Annotated in this window: 23 protein-coding genes and 1 pseudogene; 8 read left to right on the top strand and 16 right to left on the bottom strand. The window is 41.1% G+C overall.

The features are described 5' to 3' along the window. Positions 1-34: 34 nt before the first annotated feature. The gene (locus VB713_RS10110) at positions 35-169 is read right to left on the bottom strand and encodes a hypothetical protein (RefSeq protein ID WP_323311425.1); all 135 of its coding nucleotides are present in this window, start codon (positions 167-169) and stop codon (positions 35-37) included. Positions 170-363: 194 nt separating this feature from the next. On the opposite strand from VB713_RS10110, the gene VB713_RS10105 reads away from it, so the two are divergent. Both VB713_RS10105 and VB713_RS10100 read left to right on the top strand, forming a co-directional pair. Beyond that, positions 364-1482: a site-specific DNA-methyltransferase gene (locus tag VB713_RS10105; RefSeq protein WP_323311424.1), complete on the top strand. Its 1119-nt coding sequence runs from the start codon at positions 364-366 to the stop codon at positions 1480-1482. Beyond that, a complete protein-coding gene (locus tag VB713_RS10100; protein WP_323311423.1) occupies positions 1479-2330 on the top strand; it encodes a NotI family restriction endonuclease in 852 nt (283 codons plus the stop codon). Before VB713_RS10105 ends, VB713_RS10100 begins: the two co-directional genes overlap by 4 nt. 126 nt (positions 2331-2456) lie before the next feature. Here VB713_RS10100 and VB713_RS10095 read toward each other — a convergent pair. The 4 genes and pseudogenes from VB713_RS10095 to VB713_RS10080 all read right to left on the bottom strand — a co-directional run. Next, positions 2457-3140 (bottom strand): annotated as a pseudogene (locus tag VB713_RS10095) (polyphosphate kinase 2 family protein); the annotation flags it as partial. After that, positions 3112-3234: a hypothetical protein gene (locus tag VB713_RS10090; protein WP_323311429.1), complete on the bottom strand. Its 123-nt coding sequence runs from the start codon at positions 3232-3234 to the stop codon at positions 3112-3114. The pseudogene VB713_RS10095 and the gene VB713_RS10090, both read right to left, overlap by 29 nt. A gap of 105 nt (positions 3235-3339) precedes the next feature. Beyond that, a complete protein-coding gene (locus VB713_RS10085) occupies positions 3340-4500 on the bottom strand; it encodes an acyl-CoA desaturase (protein ID WP_323311422.1) in 1161 nt (386 codons plus the stop codon). 105 nt (positions 4501-4605) lie between these two features. Further along, positions 4606-5958: an APC family permease gene (locus tag VB713_RS10080; protein ID WP_323311421.1), complete on the bottom strand. Its 1353-nt coding sequence runs from the start codon at positions 5956-5958 to the stop codon at positions 4606-4608. Positions 5959-6528: 570 nt separating this feature from the next. Between VB713_RS10080 and VB713_RS10075 the strand changes: the two genes are divergently transcribed. The 3 genes from VB713_RS10075 to VB713_RS10065 all read left to right on the top strand — a co-directional run bounded on the left by VB713_RS10075 (position 6529) and on the right by VB713_RS10065 (position 8518). After that, positions 6529-6807: a CopG family transcriptional regulator gene (locus tag VB713_RS10075; RefSeq protein WP_190382954.1), complete on the top strand. Its 279-nt coding sequence runs from the start codon at positions 6529-6531 to the stop codon at positions 6805-6807. Next, positions 6794-7213, top strand: coding sequence for a type II toxin-antitoxin system VapC family toxin (locus tag VB713_RS10070; protein WP_323311420.1), 420 nt, complete (start codon positions 6794-6796; stop codon positions 7211-7213). Before VB713_RS10075 ends, VB713_RS10070 begins: the two co-directional genes overlap by 14 nt. Before the next feature lie 102 nt (positions 7214-7315). Beyond that, a complete protein-coding gene (locus tag VB713_RS10065; protein ID WP_323311419.1) occupies positions 7316-8518 on the top strand; it encodes a DNA cytosine methyltransferase in 1203 nt (400 codons plus the stop codon). 16 nt (positions 8519-8534) lie between these two features. Here VB713_RS10065 and VB713_RS10060 read toward each other — a convergent pair whose 3' ends face one another. Beyond that, positions 8535-9410, bottom strand: coding sequence for a Cfr10I/Bse634I family restriction endonuclease (locus VB713_RS10060; protein ID WP_323311418.1), 876 nt, complete (start codon positions 9408-9410; stop codon positions 8535-8537). Positions 9411-9761: 351 nt separating this feature from the next. Between VB713_RS10060 and VB713_RS10055 the strand changes: the two genes are divergently transcribed. Next, entirely contained in the window at positions 9762-9998 is a 237-nt protein-coding gene (locus VB713_RS10055) for a hypothetical protein (RefSeq protein ID WP_039203341.1), read from the top strand. After that, positions 9998-10423: a type II toxin-antitoxin system VapC family toxin gene (locus VB713_RS10050; protein WP_323311417.1), complete on the top strand. Its 426-nt coding sequence runs from the start codon at positions 9998-10000 to the stop codon at positions 10421-10423. The genes VB713_RS10055 and VB713_RS10050 overlap by 1 nt, the downstream gene beginning before the upstream one ends. 254 nt (positions 10424-10677) lie before the next feature. Here the strand turns inward: VB713_RS10050 and VB713_RS10045 are convergent, their stop codons facing one another. The 4 genes from VB713_RS10045 to VB713_RS10030 form a co-directional block, all read right to left on the bottom strand. After that, positions 10678-11094, bottom strand: a complete 417-nt coding sequence (locus VB713_RS10045) for a putative toxin-antitoxin system toxin component, PIN family (protein WP_323311428.1) — start codon at positions 11092-11094, stop codon at positions 10678-10680. After that, complete coding sequence (locus VB713_RS10040) at positions 11087-11338, bottom strand: type II toxin-antitoxin system Phd/YefM family antitoxin (RefSeq protein WP_323311416.1); 252 nt, start codon at positions 11336-11338, stop codon at positions 11087-11089. Before VB713_RS10040 ends, VB713_RS10045 begins: the two co-directional genes overlap by 8 nt. 203 nt (positions 11339-11541) lie before the next feature. Continuing rightward, positions 11542-11832, bottom strand: coding sequence for a HigA family addiction module antitoxin (locus VB713_RS10035; RefSeq protein ID WP_323311415.1), 291 nt, complete (start codon positions 11830-11832; stop codon positions 11542-11544). A gap of 14 nt (positions 11833-11846) precedes the next feature. Further along, positions 11847-12131 (bottom strand): type II toxin-antitoxin system RelE/ParE family toxin, encoded by a 285-nt coding sequence (locus VB713_RS10030; protein ID WP_323311414.1) that lies wholly within the window; start codon positions 12129-12131, stop codon positions 11847-11849. Positions 12132-12522: 391 nt separating this feature from the next. On the opposite strand from VB713_RS10030, the gene VB713_RS10025 reads away from it, so the two are divergent. Next, on the top strand, positions 12523-13479 hold the full coding sequence (locus tag VB713_RS10025; protein WP_323311413.1) for a DUF4917 family protein: 957 nt from the start codon (positions 12523-12525) through the stop codon (positions 13477-13479). Positions 13480-13654: 175 nt separating this feature from the next. On the opposite strand, the gene VB713_RS10020 is transcribed toward VB713_RS10025, so the two are convergent. From VB713_RS10020 to VB713_RS09995, 6 genes are all read right to left on the bottom strand, one after another. Next, a complete protein-coding gene (locus VB713_RS10020) occupies positions 13655-14272 on the bottom strand; it encodes a cytochrome c (RefSeq protein ID WP_323311412.1) in 618 nt (205 codons plus the stop codon). An 80-nt stretch (positions 14273-14352) separates the two neighbouring features. After that, positions 14353-16869 carry a plasma-membrane proton-efflux P-type ATPase gene (locus VB713_RS10015; protein ID WP_323311411.1) on the bottom strand — a complete coding sequence of 839 codons (2517 nt, stop codon included), beginning with the start codon at positions 16867-16869 and terminating at the stop codon, positions 14353-14355. Between the two features lie 206 nt (positions 16870-17075). Continuing rightward, positions 17076-17771 carry a VIT family protein gene (locus tag VB713_RS10010; RefSeq protein ID WP_323311410.1) on the bottom strand — a complete coding sequence of 232 codons (696 nt, stop codon included), beginning with the start codon at positions 17769-17771 and terminating at the stop codon, positions 17076-17078. Between the two features lie 154 nt (positions 17772-17925). Next, the gene (locus VB713_RS10005) at positions 17926-18240 is read right to left on the bottom strand and encodes a P-II family nitrogen regulator (RefSeq protein WP_416242430.1); all 315 of its coding nucleotides are present in this window, start codon (positions 18238-18240) and stop codon (positions 17926-17928) included. A gap of 210 nt (positions 18241-18450) precedes the next feature. Further along, a complete protein-coding gene (locus VB713_RS10000) occupies positions 18451-19596 on the bottom strand; it encodes a hypothetical protein (protein WP_323311409.1) in 1146 nt (381 codons plus the stop codon). 924 nt (positions 19597-20520) lie between these two features. After that, positions 20521-21003: an adenosine-specific kinase gene (locus tag VB713_RS09995; protein WP_323311408.1), complete on the bottom strand. Its 483-nt coding sequence runs from the start codon at positions 21001-21003 to the stop codon at positions 20521-20523. Positions 21004-21016 lie beyond the last annotated feature (13 nt).

The raw sequence follows: 21016 nt of genomic DNA, 5'->3' as shown, positions 1-21016 counted from the left end.
TTGATGCACTAATATATTATTTTGTCAAGATAATTTAGATGCGTTTCCCCTGGGTTAGAGTCGGCGCATTATTTAACCATTCATCAAAAAAGCGATCGCTAGAGTCTAGTCTCAAGCCAAATGTTTGACGGAGAGCGCCAAGGGTAAGGCTACTAGCATTTGTAATCACGGTTAAATTCTTGTAGTAATTACATGAAGTTTAAAAGTCTAGACATTTGATCTAGGCTCCAATACCTAATATACGATATATAAAGAGCGATCGCCTAGAAATCAAGACTCACAGGAATTGCGATCGCATACAGCAAAACCTTTGGCGAATGCTGCAATGTAACGCACCCAAACGTTATCAGATAATATAAGGATATGGATTATACCGTAATTAACTTGCGTTCAACACAAAACTACCCTAAAACTGCTAACGATCTCGTCAATGATAATTTTTTCCAAGCATTCACTGCTCATCAAAATACAATCCAAAAAGATCCTTTGCTGCTAAATGGCGATGCGTTATTTATATTGCGTGATCTACCAGATAACTGCATTGATTTCGTGATGACATCTCCACCCTATTGGGGCAAACGTGAGTATGAAAATGGCGGAATTGGATTGGAAAATGACTATAAAGATTTTGTCAAACATTTGGCTGCCGTTTTCGCTGAAATGAAGCGAGTGCTGAAACATGAAGGTTCTTTCTGGTTAAATCTTGGTGACAGTTACAACGGAAAAAGTTTAATAGGTGTACCTTGGCGCGTTGCCTTTGAACTTGTAGACAATCAAGGCTGGATTCTGCGTAACAGCGTGATATGGAACAAGTTAAAGGGAGGAATGGATAACAGCAAAGATCGCCTTGGCAATGTTCATGAAAATATCTTTCACTTTGTAAAACAGCCTAAAGGCTACTACTACAATGCTGATGCTATTCGCTCAAAACCGCGTGAGTCAAAAGTTGTTAATGGTGCGATTGTATCCGCTACTGGCGTGTCAGGTGTTCGGTACAAACGGCAGATTGAACTATCGACAGCTCTCTCAGATGCCGAGAAAACAGCAGCTTTTTTAGCTCTTGAGCAAATGTTGTCCGATATCGGTTCAGGTCGTACATCTGATTTCAGGATGATTATTCGTGGACAGCAACGCACTACACACTCAGACAATGAAAAAGTGTCAGGACGCGCAAAAGAACTTCGAGATAAAGGCTTTTATTTTCTTAAATACCACCCCAAAGGTAGCAAGCCGACCGACGTATGGGACGTACTTCCCGAAGATACTCAGCGGAGGGAAACTCATTTTGCACCTTATCCTGTCGATCTTTGTATCCTTCCATTACTGGCAACCTGTCCAGAGGGAGGCACGGTTCTTGACCCATTTTGTGGCACTGGAACTACACTTGTTGCCGCGCGAAATCTTGGTCGGAGGTCAGTAGGGATAGACATTTCACGTCGATACTTAGAACTAACAAAAAAAAGATGTGAGTCTCTATCATGAGTAAAGTAGTGGAATTGTTCGGTCAGTCAGTGACAAAATCTGGTGTGAACTGGCAGGAAGTTGTCACTGGACAGCAGTGCGTTTATCTAAATAAAAAATGTTATAAAATTCGCAAGAGCGACCCAGACACTGCAATTGGTTCATGTACTGTCCTTTATGGGCGTGAACTAGAACCCGTCATCATCTGCCCCACAAGGCTGATTGAGCGCCGCCAGATCTTTACAGATTGTTTTCATCTATTGACCACCCATGAACCTGGAAATGAGCTACATATAGTTTCCGAGGTTTCTATCCCTGGTGGTAGCGTCGATTACTTTCTAGTGTCAGCAAAAGACGGTAAAGTAAAAGACTTTGTTGGTATTGAACTTCAGACTCTGGATACAACTGGTACGGTATGGCCGGAGCGACAGAGGTTACTCAAGGAATTAGGCATTCCTCGCAGTGATGATAGCGAAGATTCAAAAAAGTCCTTTGGTATGAACTGGAAGATGACAGCAAAGACAATTTTGGTTCAGATGCACCATAAAATTCACACTTTTGAGCATCTGAACAAAAAATTGGTATTGGTAGTTCAAGACAAATTGTTGAATTACATGAGCGGCGAATTTAAATTTGACCATCTTCGCAATCCTGCAAGCATCGGTGATTCAATGCACTTCCACTCATATGGGATGAATGTGCAAGCCGACAAGTCATATAAACTCACGATGCAGTCACGATTGAGTACCGATGCGGATGGAATTGGGCTTTGTCTTGGGCTTCAGGCAGAAGCTCGCGTTGAGTTGGAACAAATCATTCAAGCTCTTCAAGCAAAAATATCTGTATCTACTCTTGTTGTTCTGATTTAGTGCAATGAACCATCCACAACGACAGCCGAAAGTTGTTATTATGATCTGCGACGGGTGCTGGGCAACGTTAGACTGTGAAATCACAGAACTGTGAATCTTGAGGCTAAAATCAGCCAATTTTCATCCTTATTTCTGGCTCTCCAGAATTTCCTTCGCCTTCAAAAGCTCTTGATGTTGCTCTTTGCTGACCGTAGGATACTTGAGATTCAGTTCCTGTAACTGAGTGTAAATGATGCCCGCCACAACCAGACGAGTAAACCATTTGTGATCGGCGGGGATAATGTACCAAGGAGCATATTTTGTACTCGTATGATTGAACATATCTTCATAGACAGTCATATAGTCATCCCAAAATCTGCGCTCTTTCGCATCATTTACAGAAAATTTCCAATTCTTTTCAGGGCGATTAATCCTTTCTAGAAAACGTTCTTTCTGCTCCTCTTTAGATACATTGAGGAAGAACTTAAGGATAATCGTCCCGTTATTAACCAGATGCTTCTCAAAGTTGTTGATTTCTTCAAAGCGGCGCTTCCAAATATTATTGTCAATTAAACTAACAGTGAGCGGTCGCTGCTCTAGGATTTCTGGATGCACTCTTGTTACTAAAATTTCTTCGTAATAAGAACGATTAAAAATTCCAATTTTTCCTCTTTCAGGTAAAGCCTTAGAACATCGCCACAAATAGTCATGATCTAATTCTTCCGTAGATGGAGCTTTAAAGCTATGCACCTGACATCCTTGAGGATTAATCCCAGACATCACGTGTTTAATAGTACTGTCTTTACCAGCCGCATCCATAGCCTTTAGTAAGGGAAATTTTCTGCTCTGGTGGCACAATAAAAGGACGAATCAAATCGTCAAGTTTTTTGATTGGGAATAAATTATCAGATTGATGATCTGTCATGTTTTTAACTCTCAAATTTTAGTACAAGACAAAAAAATTGCAAAAGTATGCTAATCCCTTATACCAATTTCATATATCTATCGCTCTGAAAAAGATTTAAAAAATTTAAACAGTAGTTCCCATTTTTCTTAGCCAACGATAATGGGATGATAATCCTGACCAAAAAGAAATATGTTGGTTATATCTGACTCCATATTCTCGACAAGTCTGCTCCACGATTTTAGATATTTCAGGATAGTTAATATGGCAGATATTGGGAAATAAATGATGCTCGATTTGGAAATTCAATCCACCCAAAAGCCATGTCATCAAATGGTTATTCCGAGAGAAGTTTATCGTTGTTTCGATCTGATGCACCGCCCAATCTTTCTCAATGAGATTCAACTCGGCAATTGGTAATGGAAAATCGGCTTCTTCGACCACATGAGCTAGTTGAAATACTACACTCAGCACTAGTCCCAAGGTTACAGCTACTAATACATAGCTTGCTAAAACTTCCGATCGCCCATGAAATTGTAACGGAATCACAAAGGCAAGGGCGAAAAATACCAGTTTGCCAGCAAAAAATATTGCTAGATTACTGGACTTAGGACGTGGATAGGAGCGATTCCTAGGTCGCGCTAGTTCCCTCCGGGACGCTTTGCGAACGCTATCGCCAATTTTGCCAGCAATTAGACAATAAAAATCATCATAAAAATGCCACTTAATCGCTAAAAATCCATACAACAACCACAAATAATAATGTTGCCAACGATGGAAGGCTAAGTGCGGATGAGAAGGAGAAAGTCGCCCAAAAATTCCCACCTCCAAATCCTTGTCATAACCAGCAATATTGGTATAGGTATGATGGAGAACATCGTGCTTCCAATGCCAAAAATAAGAACTGCCGCCAATCAAATCTAAACTCATCGCCATGAGCTTATTAACCCATAGCGAATCGGAATATGCGTGATGTGCGCCATCATGTTGAATACCAAAACCAATGCCTGCGGTAACGACACCGAGCATAATGCACAAGGGAATTACCTGCCACCATGTCTGAGCTACCAAAACTAATAGAGAATATAATCCGAAAAAGCTAAACAACAAGATAATGGTTTTCGCATACATTTGCGGACAATCACGAGCTTTACGATCTGGATTTTGAAAAAGTTCGTCAACCCTTCGTTTTAGTTCCGTCTTAAACCCACTATTCTTCCCAAACTTCAATTTTTTTGCTGTCTCTTTTTCCAGAACCACAAACTGATGAGATTTATTGACTTTCATCTTGTACTGTATTTAACTCTCAAATATTAATATCTTCGGATACGCTGATATCTTGCAGCTAATCATGCAAACGCACGCGCCGCAATAACATAGCATTAATTTATCTCAATCACGCAGATCCTTGAGATGAATTTCACGATCAGTTAGTTTTCGATAAATGATCTCGATCGCAAATGCCAGACCTACCATTACAACCACAATCCAGAGATTTCGCGGATTTGTTTGCGCGGTTTGAGTGAGTAGCACAACGACAGCAGCCAGACAGGCAACAGTAGCCAAAAATGAAATCCATCGATAGCTATTAGTTCGTTGATAGAGCCGCACATTAGCAAAGTTGACAGCAGCAAAAATAAGTAAAAAACCTGAGCTACCCATTGTCGATATGCCAGAGAGATCGAACACATTAGCAATAATTAGGGTTAAGCCACTGGTAATTAATAACCCCTCAATTGGCTGATTCCATATCTTTTTTTCTAAGGCAGAGGGCAACTCTCCAGATTTAGCAATGATAAAACTCAGGCGTGAGGTTCCGTAAAGTGTGGCATTGAGTGCTGAAGCCGTTGAGAGTAAAGCTGCGATCGCAATTAAACTAAAACCAGCTTGCCCCATGAATGGTTTCGCCGCCGCCGCCAGTGCGTATTCTTTAGCCGCAACGATTTGTGCAGTCGGTAAAGAGCCGACGGTGATGGCAGCAATCAGCACGTACAGCAACAGCACAAATATCACCGCTGAATAATAAGCACGAGGCAATGTCCGCTCAGGATGCTTTACATCTTCGGCGGCGTTGGCCATTAGCTCAAAGCCTTCAAATGCTAAGAAAATAATCATGCCTCCTGAAACGATTGACAGAGGCGAAGCCCAAGTAGAGGGTTGCAATTGCGCTAGATCAACGCCTCGCACACCAATGCCAATAAATACGCCGAGGATGATGAGTTTGAAGGCCACAATCCAGCTTTCGGCTCGACCAATCAAATCGGCGCTAAGAAGGTTAAGCCCAGTAATGCCGATGATTGCCCCACTGATTAGCAAATGTTTGATCCAGACTTGGGCAGACTCTGGGAAAAACACTGCACCGTAGCTGCCAAATGCAGATGCGTAGAGGGAAAGCATGACGATGTAACTCAGCCACAGTAACAGGTTCATTCCTCCTGTCAAAACGCCTGTGCCAAAGGCTTTATTTAAGAAGGTGACGGTTCCTCCTTGACTGGGAAAAGCGATCGAGAGTTGGACGTAGGCATAGGTCGTGAGTAAGGCAACAATACCTGCGATCGCAAAGGCTAATGGTGCGCCTCCCTGAGCTAACTGCACCGACAACCCCAAAACGGCGAAGATGCCACCACCCACCATGCCACCAATGCCGACGGCAACCACTGACCAAAATCCCATGTTACGCTCTGCCATTTTTAACTTGCCTCGTATAGTTTCTACAGGCGATCGCGCTTTCTCCCCGCGATTCATTATTCTTGCAATCCTTTTTGCAAGGTTGAAAGAAACTGCAATTTTAAGTTCTCAACCCATTGCGGTCTGCTGCTGTGCTAGTTCTAGTTTTATAACGTCTTGAGAAAACCAATCAAGTCAGCTAGATGATATTCTTTGCCAATTTGCCAGCGTGGCCTATCCCTGTTCAACATTTTTTTTGCCGTCAGGGTCTTCACCTTTGGTAATCGCGGAACTTTTCGTCATTGAATTCATCTTTTAGGGCTAACCAACGAATATCAAGGGCATTTATTGTCTGCATTCCCATCATGATGTGTTCACTGCCACGCCCATTGGAGCCGTGACAGGAGGCACAGCTTAGGTTGCTATTACCTATCATTCCACCGGATGAGCCACCACGCATCATCCCACCGGATGACGGACCGCCAGTATCAGTAATGTTTGTGCCGCGATCGCTTGTGGAGGATAAATAGATGCGTTCACCATTCGAGCGAAAGGTTCTTGTCTGTGAGTTAGTTCTATTTAGGGCTTGCTGAAAAAAGCCCTACTTAACTTTGAATTTTTCGAGCTATAGTATTGTCATACAGAGTTATGACAAGCAAAAATATGAGAGTTAATGCAAGGCTCGATAGCGATCGCGCTAGTAAGTTTAATTACATTCGCCAGCGTACAAATCAAGGTGCGTCTGACATTATGAAAGTGGCTATCGATCTTTATTATGAAAAATTACATCAAGAATCCCCTGTAAAACCTTTGCAACTCCTTAGAGAATCAGGGCTGATTGGTTGTGCTGAAGGGGACTCTGATTTGTCGGTTAATTACAAGCAATATCTCACTGAAAGTCTTAACGAAAAATATGGTCATCGTTGATTCTGGCTTTTGGATAGCACTAATCAATCGCCGTGATGATTATCATGTTCTCGCTCAAGAAGTTCTAGATACGATTGATGAGCCTCTGATTACAACATGGTGTGTAATTACGGAAACTTGTCATATTCTATTGAAACGTACAGGCACAAATGCTCAACAGACGTTTATTCATAGCTTAGAAATTGGTGCTTTTGAGATTTTTGATCTCAAGGTTCAAGATGGGAAAAGAATCAGTGAATTGATGAATCAATATAGTTCTCTGCCAATGGATTTAGCGGACGCTTCATTGATTATTCTTGCTGAACATTTGGGACATGGGCGGATTCTATCTGTTGATTTTCGGGACTTTAATACTTACCGCTGGAAAAATCGTCATCCTTTTGAGAATTTGATGTCTATTAACTGAAGTAATGCTATAAATTGGCGATTCCTAGGTCGCGCTTCGCTATCGCAATACATTACTCCCCTGAGATCGCAATTAAATAAAATTTTTCTTAAATAGTATATTATGTCAGTGATCAATCATCCCACTATTTTCTCCTTTTTCTCCGGCTCAGGATTCCTCGATTTAGGCTTTGAAACTACAGACTATAAAATCGCTTATGTCAACGAAATCTTCCCTCCATTCATGTCCGCATATCGCTATTCACGGGAAATTCTCAACCTCTCACAACCTGAATATGGATATCATGAAGGTGAAGACGCAGACGTAAGCAAATTAATAGTAGGAACACCAGCACAACGATTAAATGAATTAGTTAAAGATTCTCGGAAATCAAATAATATAATAGGCTTTATTGGTGGTCCACCCTGTCCTGATTTTTCGGTTGGTGGCAAAAACAAAGGACATTTAGGCGATAATGGTAAACTTTCATCTGCTTATGTGGAATTAATTTGTCAAAACTTACCCGATTTCTTTTTATTTGAAAATGTCAAAGGTTTGTGGAGAACCACAAAACACCGTTTATTTTTTGAAGAACTAAAAATTAAATTACAACAAGCAGGTTATATTTTAACAGAAAAATTGATTAACGCCATTGAGTACGGTGTACCCCAAGATAGAGATAGAATTATTCTGATTGGTTTTAGAGATAATTTTCTAAAAGATATAGGAATGAAAGTTGGTAGCTACGAGGTACTACCCCAAGGTGCTTTTCCTTGGAATAATCATATTTTATATCCTCAAGAAAAAGTTTTTTCCTACCCTTGGCGTAAAAGCGAACCCTTTCAAGAAAATTCTATATTTCCTTGTCCTGATGATATTCCTGAAGAACTAACGGTTGAATACTGGTTTAGAAAAAATAATGTTCTCAACCATCCGAATGCTAAACATTATTTTCAACCAAGGGCGGGTATCGTAAAATTTGCTGTTGTTGATGAAGGGGATGATTCTAAAAAGTCTTATAAACGTTTACACAGATGGCGTTATTCTCCAACAGCTTGCTACGGCAATAATGAAGTGCATTTACATCCCTACAAAATTAGACGTATTTCCGTTGCGGAAGCTTTAGCTATACAATCTTTGCCTGAAAATTTCGTACTTCCAGAGAATATGACGCTCACAAATATGTTTAAAACCATTGGTAATGGTGTGCCATATTTGACAGCTAAGGCATTAGCTAAAACTATTCTTAAATTCTTAACTACTAGAGAACAGTTTTATGAAGAAAAAGTCAATCAGCAATTATGTTTACCATTAAAATTAGGTTAGACAATTTTATAATCACCTATTTTTCAATAGCTGCTATCACTAAGGGTAATAAATCTGCTTTCCTAGCATATAAATAAGTAGCGTCAACCAGTTGAAAATTTTCTTCTAGAGCTATACCATGAGGAGCTATTGCCGAATTAAATATAGTTTTATCCGCATCACTTAAGTCACTGGCAACCATGTAATATTTCCAGTTTTGCTTTAATACATAACCCATTGCTTTAATCATAGCTGCTTCAAATAAAGGCTGATAGCGACGATCTGAACGATTTGAAGTTTTTAGAGAAACTGCTGCTTTGATATCTTCTATATGTAATTTTCCTTTGAAAAAGTTATATAGAACGAAGCTATCTGGATCTCTAATTTGTTCCTGTAACAGTAAATTAACATCTTTTGAATAGAGAAAATTTTCTACATCAATAATAATATAATCTGGGCTAGGCATAAAAATTTGCTCTTTAAATGGTTCGATTTTTAATAAATAATTATTGATATTACAAAAATCTTCTGGAGCAAAAAGATTTAAAAGATTGGAATATAATTTATTTGATCCTTTTATTTTACGTTGTGAATTTGGAATAGGGAATATGGCTATACATTTCTCAGTTTCTTTATTTATATCAAAGATAATTTCAGATAACAAACTTGTTGCTATATACTCATTCCATCCTCCTGTAGCATTATTTAAAGCACCTACTTCAGGACTCTTTGAATACTTTTCTCTAAAAGCATTAATTATTTCATTTTTTATCCATTCTAAAATTTCACTAACTGATAAGTTTTCAGCTAGTTTAATTACTATCTTAGGAGATAAATTCCTATATATATCTTTGCCATTTATACTAACTTTACCATTCGACTTTTCTGTAAACCAGGCTGTATCAGTAAGCATTTATTGTTCTTTTGGTTAAAATGAGGGGTAAATTCTTTTAAATAGATATTTTGGTCTAGAATGTACCACTATTTTTATAACCTGATGAACGATTGATGTCAACTATAATACTGACAATAGTGCGATCGCTGATCTTGTAGGTTGGGTTGACGTATGTTACCCAACATTTCCACACAAACAATATTCCCCTCCAAAATTAATTAACATCGTTCTCGCTTAACTTGTTGGGTTGCGTTCCTTAACTCAACCTACAGTGCGATCTTCCTGCAAGCAGTTTGCCTTTCATAATGGAGAAGTTAATGTTATATTTTTCATAATTATAAGGTCGTTTCTTTTGTAGGAATAACTAGTATGTCTGCCTTATCTAAACAAATTTTACAAACGGTAGAGGTATTACCGACGGAAGATCAGTATCAGGTGTTAACTTTTGTAGAATCTCTTTGGAAAAAACGTCAGGAAGCAATCACTACGTCTCTAGAAACAAATTCTCCCTCGTTTTTTGAGGTAGCTCAAGCTTCGATTGGGGCAGGGGAGGGACCAGGCGATCTTTCAACAAATCCTGATTATATGCAGGGCTATGGACAGTAATGCACTATCAGGTAATTGTTGACACAGGGATTTTACTGGCTTTAATTGACCGCAATGATGTCCACCATACTTGGGTAACAGAACAATTAAAGGAAATTGCTCCCCCATTACTAACTTGTGAAGCGGTGATTTCAGAAAGTTGGTTTTTGTTACAACGAGTAAAGAGGGGGCGAGAAATTTTGCTGCAATTGTTAGCTCAGAAACAGATCATTATTCAGTTTGATTTGGATGCGGAGTTGGTGACAGTAATGACATTATTAAGTCGCTATCAATCAGTACCAGTTTCTTTAGCAGATGCGGAATTAGTCCGAATGTCGGAGCTATACCCTAGCAGTCTGATTTTTACTCTCGATAGCGATTTTCTCGTTTACAGAAAGAACCGCGATCGCCCAATTCCTTTGCTTATACCTCTATTAGATGCTTAAATATGATTCCAGATATTGTAATGTGCGTTACTGAACACGCCTTTTTGCTTTTAATTATGATGAATTTGTAATTATTATGCGCTACGCTAACACATCCTACTACTTCTTCTAATATACAAGGGTGCGTTACTTAACGCGCCTTTTTGCTTTTAATTATGATGAATTTGTAATATTTATGCGTTACGCTACGCCAACAGATCTTACTGTTGCTGATTTATATATTCTATTAAAAGTTAAAATTTTAAAGGTACTTTTCAGTAAACATCATCCCTCACAAAATCCGACGGACTTAAAATTGGTAATATTCCCCGATAAGGATGAAGAATCAACAAATCTTGATCACCTGTAATTAAGACATTTGCCGAACCATTAATTGCTACATATAAATATTTGTTATCCTTTGTATCTCGACAATCATTAATTAACTCAAGAATCGAGACTAACTCGGCGGCTGTCCTAAATTCCGCTAAAAATTTTTGACGACGTGCTACAGAAATGTAACGATCAAACTTAGAACGAAATATCACACTTTCGCACTCTGCAAAAGTTTCAACTGAAATCAATAAAATGCCAGTGTCAAGAGCTTTTTGGTAAGCTAGATTAGCAGTAGAACCAGGAGATAAAACAGCACTAACTAAAACATTAGCATCCAAAACATAGCGATTAAGCATCACTGCTAAGTATCTCGTTTAACAGTTCTAAGGTTAGTCCATTTGCCTGAGCTTCCGCCCCTAAATCTGCCGATATATTTTTCAAACGCAGATTTTTAATCTTTACCAAATCCTCATAATCATTCATCGAAATAATAGCCACATAATTGCGGTCATTTTCCTTAACAAGAATGGGTTCTTGTTGGGCGCTATCCATAATGTAAGCAAAATCTTTTTTTACTTCTGAAACTGAAACTTGTCGCATTGCATTTTGTTTGAGAAATAACCCTAATTTTAACATACCCTGTAGCGCGATTCCTGCGGAGCGCTTCGCTATCGCTTGCCCCTCAATTAAAACGTTATCCTAATAGCGATTCCTAGGTCGCGCTGAGTGCAAAGCACACGCTTTGCGTAGCTTGCTTCCCGCAGGGTACGCGATCGCATTCCTGATACCCAAAATTTATTTATCTAAACTTGAACTAACGGTTGAATCGTATTTTGAATTTCTTCTCCCGCTAACTCTTCGGCTAGGCGTAACTCATAAGCTTTTTGCAAATTAAGCCATAGTTCTGCACCAGTTCCAAACCATCGTCCTAGACGTAATGCTGTGTCAGCAGTGATACCTCTTTGCCCTTTGAGGATTTGCGTAATCCGATTTGTGGGTATATGGAGCGATCGCGCTAGTTCTGATGCGCTAATCCCAAGCTCTTTTAGTTCATCGGATAAGATTTCGCCGGCGTGAATTGCAGGTCGTGCCATAGTTGTTTTCTCTTTTAGTGATAATCAACAATTTCGATATTAAATGGGCGATTTTCTGTTTCTGTCCACTCAAAACAAATACGCCATTTGTCATTTATGCGGATGCTGTACTGCCCTTTTCTATCTCCGTCTAGTGCCTCAAAACGGTTACTTGGCAAAGCCATTAAGGATTCTTTATTAGGTGCGGCTTCTAGAATTTCTAGACGTTTGTATGCTTGTCTTTCAAATGCCTGAAATTCTTTGACACGATCGCCAGCAGCAAATTCGGCTGTGCGTTTGTCTTTATATTTTTGAGGCATAGGCAGGTGTTATGTATTACGTCAAGCATAACATTTATATCGCAATTTCGCAAAAAATCAACCAGCGATCGCTTGTGGAGGAAAAATAGATAGATGCGATCGCCTAAAAATCACGATTCACAGGAATAGCGATCGCTTGTGGAGGAAAAATAGATAGATGCGATCGCCTAAAAATTACGACTCACAGAAATAGCAATCGCAATACATTACTCCCCTAGTATTGAGGTATATTACCCCGCATAAATCTTGTTATTACACTTATTGGTTGCTTTATCTGACAATTTATGTAATATACATCTTGTATAAGTGTTTATCCTGTAATCCGGAAGATAATATATAGTTATACCTACTTACCAATGAGGATTAGCGAATGATCTCTTTCGACGAGGCAATGGCAACGGTTGAAGATGGTGATAAGCCTTCAATCTTGTTGGGCAACGGCTTTTCTCTCGCTTGGCGGAACGACTTATTCAACTACGCAAACCTGCTTGAGGTTGCCGATTTTACTGATCGTAACGACGAAATAAAGGCGCTTTTTAAGCTTAGTGAAACGTATGACTTTGAAGCAGTGATGAGATCACTTGTAGCAGCAAAAACAGTCCTTAAAGCCTATGGTGGTAACGAAGCTTTGGTCGAAATAATCGAAAAAGACCAGCAACTCCTGAAAGATGCTCTCATTACTGCGATTTCGACCACGCACCCATCTCGACCGGCAGATGTTACCAATGATCAGTTCATATCTGTTCGTCGCTTCCTTTCTCGCTACGATCAAATTTTTACGGTGAACTACGATCTATTGTTCTACTGGGCGAGAAATATGAATGATTTGCCACCCGAAAATTATTTGACAGATGATGGATTTCGCACGGGCTATAAATGGCAAGGACACGGGACAAATCAAGAAGCTCACTTTTTGCACGGAGGCTTGCACATCTTCGATAGTGGAACAGCAATCGAAAAACATACTAATACTCAAAGAGGCACTGGCATCATCGACTTAGTGAAAGCCAATTTGGAAAAAGGGAAATTTCCCCTCTTCGTTTCTGAGCCAAATTCAATCAAGAAAAAGCAGAAAATAGAACACAATCCGTACTTAAATTTCTGCTTTCGCGCACTTGAAACAGTCACTGGAACTTTCTTCATTCAGGGACATTCGATGGATGAAAATGATAAACATATTTTTGACCAATTGAGGCGAAGCAAAGTCCAGAAGTTTTTTGTAAGCATTTTTGGTGACGAATACAGCGAAAAGAATATGAAGGTTAAGGCAAATGCTCGTGCATATCTCGAATCGCCCAGTTCAAATGTTGAGTTTTTTGATGCTCAGTCTGCTCCAATCTGGTCATAATAAATCATTGGAGCGGATAAAATTGTGATATTTTTAGACTGATCTGGTAGTGATCGCTTGTCCCTCAATTAAAACGTTATCCTAATAGCGATTCCTGCGGAGCGCTTTGCGATCGCTAAAATCAACCAATTTTTATCCTTATTTCTGGCTCTCCAATCGGCTGATTCACCCCATCTCAAGGTAATGTTTTGAGAAAACCAATCAAATCAGCTAAGTCTTCATTCCCGATGTTCCAGCGCGGCATATAATTATTCAACTGCTTCTTACCGTCGGGATCTTGACCTTTGGTAATCGCCAAACGGAACTTTTCGTCATTATCGAATTCACTTTTTAAGGCTGACCAGCGAATGTCAGGTACTTTGATTGTCTGCATTCCCATCATTGTCTGTACACCGCCACGACCATCGGCTCCATGACAGGAAGCACAGGTCATGTTGTTATTACCCATCATTCTACCGGATGAACCACCACCCATCATGCCGCCGGATGAGCCATTCCCCATCATTCCACCCGATGACTGACCGCCGGTATAAGTGATGTTCGTGCCGCGATCGCTTGTAGCCGTGAAATAAATACGCTCACCGTTAGAGATAAATTCTTGCTGTTGTGCCACTTTTGAGTTGACGTTTTGCGACGGCGTGGCAACTTGTTGATATTGATCTATCTTGTTACTGTTAATTGTAGGCGACGGTGACGTACAGGCGTAGAGCAATATAACCGCTAACATACTGACGAATAACCAAATGGGAATAAATTTACTTTTTCTGAGCGATCGCTTAATTAAAGATTTCATAATCTGCTTTCCTATAATTGAGATAGAACCAAAAGTAAGGGCAATTCATAAATTGCTCCTACCACAAAAAATTAAGAGCGTTAGTTTGTTTTTCGTACATGGGGATAGGAAAACCATTGATGCAGCTTTTTTAAACCCCGTGTTACATAGACTGGTTTCGCATGATTAAACACGCCATATGCACGTTGTTTTACCCAGTCTGTAATCAAAAACCAGATCAACGCATACATCCAAACAAAGCCAGCCAAACCCCATCCGAGAGGGGTCATAAAAATGCCATACACTGCAATCAGGGTTGCCAGTATTTGAGTTCCCAGGACGGCTGTTAGTAAAATTTTGGCTGGTTTAATTGACCAAAAGGGACCCTTGGTGCGGGTTACAAAGATGGTGAGATGTCCAGCAATGGAAAGCTTTAGGTAAATCAGCGTTTGCAGAATGCTGCGATCGAGGTGAAAATACCGTTCTCCCAAATACAACATCCCAAAGGAACTGGCTAATCCAGTTACCCCCAAAACAGTTGCTAAACCCAGGACGATGGGCATATTCCAGGTTTCGGGGCGATTGGCGGGACGGGTGTTATCGTAGGCAATGGAAATAATCGCACCATCATTCAACAATGCCAATAGCACAATCATGATGGCAGTGACGGGATAGAAGTTGTAAACGACAATGGAAAGGGTCATGAACAACAAAACCCGGATGGTTTCGGTAATCCGGTAAATAGCGTAGTTGTTCATCCTCTGAAAGATGCGGCGGCTTTCTTGAATCGCCTCTACGATTACAGAAAGTCCAGGGGTGAGCAAAACAATATCGGCGGCGGCGCGGGCGGCATCAGTGGCTCCAGAAACCGCAATTCCGGCATTAGCTTTTTTGAGGGCAGGGGCATCGTTAACGCCATCGCCAGCCATGCCCACAAGATGCCCCCGTTGCTGCAAAACATCGACGATATGGTATTTGTGTTCTGGGAAGACTTGAGCAAATCCGGCGGCGGCTTCAATCGCATCGCCAATCTGTCCAGTTTCGTGAGGGGCGGCTGCTTCTAACAAACTGGCATCGAGGATGTCTCCCTTTAGCCCTAGTTGATGAGCAGTTTCCCGCGCGATCGCTTGTTGATCTCCCGTCAACATTTTCAAATCAATTCCCAGCTTTTTCACTGCCTGAATCATCAGTTGGGAGTCGCTGCGGGGTGGATCGAATAGCGGTAGTACGCCCAAAAACTGCCAGTTATCACCATCGTCAGTCCGGGCAACCCCCAGGGATCTAAATCCGCGTTTGGCAAAACCTGCGATCGCTTTATCCACTTGCGGCTGCACCTGATCGGCATTTTTTGAGAGTGCCAAAATCACTTGGGGCGCACCTTTTGTTACCTTAAAGCGATACCTTCGGTCGCCAAGGGCATCGTTACCACTTTCAACGGTGGCTTCAGTCCGTTTCCCCACAGGATCAAAGGGTTGGAAGTGGACAATTTTGTAAGCATCTAAAGGTTGATCTGGCTTCAAACCCGCGAGAATTGCCAGGTCAATGGGGTCTTTATCTTCATCACGAGAAGCCAGGGCAGCGTTGAGGATCAGCGATTTTGGATCTGTATTCCCCACACAAAAAGGCTCTCCCAAAGTTAACTGGTTGAGAGTTAAAGTCCCCGTTTTGTCAGAACAGAGAATGTCAATACCAGCCATCTCTTCAATCGCCGCCAACCGACTGACGATCGCTTGCTTTTTCGCTAGTTTTTGCGCTCCTACTGCCATCGTCACTGACAACACCGTTGGCATCGCTACGGGAATGGAGGCAACCGTCAGCACCAGTAAAAACCGCAGGGTAGTCAGCCAAGGATCGCCCCGAAACAGTGTTACCACCAGCACTACAACCACAAGCACCAGGGCAATTACAATCAAGTAATCGCCGATTTTTAATACTGCTCGTTGAAAGTGGCTGACTGTCTCCGCAGACTCTACCAGGTGGGCGGTTTTGCCCATGTAAGTATTAATTCCTGTGGCATAGACAATGCCATCCAATTCTCCTTGTTTGAGGATGGAACTGGAGTACAGCACACTTCCAACTTTGCATTCTACGGGCAGTGATTCCCCCGTCAATGCCGACTGGTCAACCTGTGCCGGATCGCCTGACAAAAACCGTACATCTGCGGGGACAATATCGCCTAGACGCAACCGGATCAGGTCGCCAGGAACTATTTCACGGGCGGGTATCTGCGTCCAGGTGTTGTCTCGTTTCACCCGTGCTTGGAGTGCTAATTTTGCCTTGAGAGCAGCGATCGCATTACCGGCTTGAAACTCTTCCCAAAACCCTACTACTCCGTTGCCAATTAGGAGTACTAAAATGATGCCAAAATTAACCCAGTCTCCAACTATTGCTGAGAGAATCACCGCTGCTTCGATCATCCAAGCGATCGGCCCCCAAAAGTGCGATAGGAATTGCATGATTGGGCTGACAGTCGTTTCGGGTAATTCGTTATAGCCACCTTTTGATTGTCGTTGCAGTGCCTCTTTTTTGCTCAATCCCTGATCGGAAGTAGTTAGTTGCTTTTGTAGTGCTTCTAAGGATAGATGGGAAAGCTTTTCTTGATCGGTAGATACAGTCATGAGATCATGCCTTAAATTAAGTCATCAAAGATTTAGGGACTTCCAAGAAATAAATTATCCAAGATAAACGTATCGCTAAAGCGAAAGCTACGCTAACGCGTAGCGTGGCGTAAGCCATACCACAGAGGCGCAGAGGACACAGAAGAATAAGGGTTTGGGAGATTTTTTGCGTTAGGTGGTTGAGTGTTTTTTTATTTGGAAGTCCCTTATGCGACTGTTCCGAACAAAGCACCCACAGCAGCAGTCAGCCCCATAGCGATCGCACCCCAAAAGACAATCCGAACAGCCGATTTCATCACTGGCGCTCCACCTGCACGGGCAGCAAGTACACCCAAGATAGTCAGAAAAATGAGAGAATTCCCAAACACAACGGGTACTAATCTCGATTCTGGAGCTACAAGCACGGTGAGAAGCGGCATAACTGCACCAACAGCAAATGCTCCGGCTGATGCAAATGCAGCCTGAACTGGTCGAGCAGTTAGGCTCTCGGAGATGCCTAGCTCATCACGGGCGTGTGCGCCTAATGCGTCATGATTCATCAACTGCTTGGCAACTTCTTGTGCTAAAGATGGTTCAAGACCACGATCTACATAGATTGCAGCCAGTTCATTCCGCTCGGATCGTTCATCAATATCGAGTTCTTTTCTTTCACGGGATAGGTCGGCTTTCTCGGTATCGGCTTGTGAACTTACAGAGACATACTCACCAGCAGCCATTGACATAGCCCCTGCAACCAAGCCAGCCACTCCAGCCACTAATACTTCGCTTCGAGACGCTTTCGATGCTGCTACTCCAACAACTAGGCTTGCAGTTGACACAATACCGTCGTTCGCACCCAATACTGCTGCACGTAGCCAGCCGATTCGTCCCGTGCGATGTCGTTCTCTATGGCTTTTGGGCATTTTCTTAAGACCTCTTGTGCTTATGCTTAAGGTGGCGAGCATTCATTTAGTTTTATCAACTATCTGAATAGTCTTTTCCTCAAATTCTTGTCGCCCCCTCAAGTGTCAATCCTATCTCCTTCTTTTTTAATGAATTTATCAAACGTAAATGAAATCAAATTATCTTAAACCCAGTCAACGCTTCGACATTTTGTCGGAAAGCTATTAAGGCATGATTAGATTGATACTCGACCAGACCGGAGAAGATATCCTCGGAGACTTCCGGGGACACAACGGTTTTGATCTCAAAATTAGTGTTATAGCCGACCATATCTCCTCGCCGACTGCCGTGGCGACCTGCGCCTTGGGCTTGGGAGAGGGTATAGCCAGTTACGTCTAAGTGTTGCAGCATATTGATAATGCGACCTTGCAAGACGGTTTCACCAATGATGACAACTAATACAGCCGGTTCGATGGGTGGGGATGACATGGGCAATTCTCCAGAATAAAGATTTAATTGAATATCGAACCACGAAGGAACGAAGGACACGAAGGAAAGAGGGTTTGAGAGATATTTTGCATAAGTCCTGTTTTTATTTGGTAGTCCCTCAATTTTGCTCAACTCTTTGGGAGACACAATCTGAAGTTTCACAATAAGGTCATTCCGCAAAAATTTAAAATTTGGTCAACGAAGCGGCTTTTAATAGCGCAGGATAGCGGCGATCGCTTTATGTTCAGGTACATCTCCCTGTTCTACGGTGTAAACTGTTCCCCCATTGGTGAGCGTATGTAGTGCCGCTAGATCGAGCAAATCTTCGTCACCCGTTTCCTGTTGAGCATGAATCTGAATGGAATTCCCTTCTGGATTGAATACTCCCCAAACGTTTTTATCAATAGGCACAAATAAGGTTTCAACACGCTGTAAATAAGCGGCAGTTACGACTTTCTCGATAGTATTAGCCGTTTTTTCGCTACCTTTTAGTTCTTCGTAATGGGAAATTGTTGATACTTTGGCGAGATCAAAATATGGTTGTGCAATTTGCCAAGCCTGGGTATGCAGTTCTTCCAAAGCCAAAGTTTCTGGATTACCAGTGATACCATCGGGTAGCAAGTGGGGATAAGTATTTGCTTCGTGATAAATCGGCAATAGATAATCAACTCCTGCCAAAATTAGCGGTGCTTGCTGGGTTTTCAAAAAAGACTCTAAACCGTTGTTAACTTGGCGAAAGTAGCGCAATAAATCATTTTTGTGATCTTCGTTGCCGGCTCCTTGTCCATGAAAAACCGCACTATTACCTTTTGATGAGCCTGTATGTGCTTGGAGACTTTTTTCAGGATCATCGTATTGCAAGGCTGCTGCAATGTTGGTCGGTACATTCGTTAACTCAACTTCATCCAAGTGATAACGGGTTCCTTGAAATAACCGCACTTGGTTTTGACTTAAGGCTAGAACTGAAAATGTCCCATCCCCTGACATTAGTTGCAATAGTGGTTTCAGGTGGAAGCGATCGCCAACTACCGTTAATTCAGGGAATGCGATCGGTAAACAGTAGTAACGGAACTGATTGGGAGATAGAAAAATTGCCAGTCCATCGCTTTGATGTTGCCAGAAGTCATCATTTATATCTAGTTCGTGGATGGGTTGCAGCAACTCTTTGGCATCCTGTCCACGCATTCCCAGCGCCAGCAATTTTTCTTCAACTTGTCGAACCAAATTCTTCAACCGAATCGGATTTTGCTTGGTTTCGATTCCTAAACGCTCCATTGGCGCATAGATCGAGATACAGGTCGAGTTTGACGCTGTGGTTAAAGTAGTTAATTCATCAATAGTAAATAAGTTCATCATGTACCTCTTTAGTAAATTTTTTGCTCAAGTTTGTATTAGGTTTTAATCGGGGACTGGGGACTAGGAATAGTTTTCTTTAAAACTTGGTTGGGTTCCCAATCCCTAATCCCTAGTGCAGCACTGCGTAAATAAACCAATCATTAGACATCTCCGATAATCCTATGCTGTCTTCGTTTTGACTTTTGACTTCCGCCCTGCGGTACTAGTCCCCAGTCCCTTTTTCAATGGCTAGTCAGGGGTTGCCATTCCTGAATTGCAGTAGAAGAGGCAGGGTGAGGAAAAGTCGTTTTGATTTGGTGAAATTGGATCATCTTTATTTGTGGAGTTCTCCTAGTCTTTTACTAGAGCAGAAAATATCGAATACTTCCTGTATCTTTCTAGGTAGATAAGTTCAATTTCATCTACCACTTTTGAATGGTTTATCATTATCACCCCTGCTCATTCCAGATTCATCCCGTCCTCCTTTATTAAATACCTTTATTAGCTTTATCAGTGCTTGTTGAGGAGTTACCAATTTGATACCAAAAGACTTGTAATAAAAATAAATCTAAAACCAAGTACATTAAATTCATAATGTTATAAAATATAGTTAAACCGAAATGGTCAGTATTCAAGATAGAGAATACTTTAAGTCATGAAAACAAAGGCTTTTTTGGTCAATTTTGATGATTTTGATAAAATATCACTTCTCTGTATTCTTCATTTCATAAGCATTCTGAACCAAAGTTCTGCAAAGCGTCTCCTGACTCCTGAATTCTTACCCAAAAAAAATGTATTGTGCGATAGCATTTATAGCATTTTCTAGTCTAATGAAGTACAAAATTATCTGCGTTTATCTGCGTCCATCTGCGTTTAATTATTACTGCTTGTACCTCACTTGAATGGGAATTGCTATATTTTCGGTAAAATCAGTACCAATGATAGCTATAACTTATAACCTATGTGACGCAGTAAATCCTGACGTGATTTTATGTCTTTAGTGCCTTCTATACCCTTCGGTGAAAATCCATCAATCACACCGAGAATACCTTGCCCTTGTGAGGTTTCTGCCAAAATTACTTGTACAGGATTAGCTGTGGCACAATAAATGGTGCAAACTTCTGGACACTGTTTAATAGCATTGAGAAAGTTAATCGGATATGCGTCTTTGAATACAATTAAAAAACTATGTCCTGCGGCTATATTTTTAGCATTAATCGTGGCTATGTCTTGCAAAATATGGTCATTTCCAGCAACTCTAATTAAACAAGCTCCTGATGCTTCACAAAAGGCGATACCAAATTTAACTTGTGAGGATATTCCCACCATTATTTCATATAAATCTTCTATGGTTTTGATAAAGTGTGTTTGTCCCAAAATCAAATTACAACCTACTGGAATTTCTAAGGTAACAGTTTTGAATTCCATATTTATATTTTTA

The sequence above is a fragment of the Anabaena cylindrica UHCC 0172 genome, assembly GCF_034931625.1.
Lineage (GTDB): Bacteria > Cyanobacteriota > Cyanobacteriia > Cyanobacteriales > Nostocaceae > Anabaena > Anabaena cylindrica_A.
Note: the sequence above shows the minus strand (reverse complement) of the source record. Positions and strands in the feature narration are given on the sequence as shown.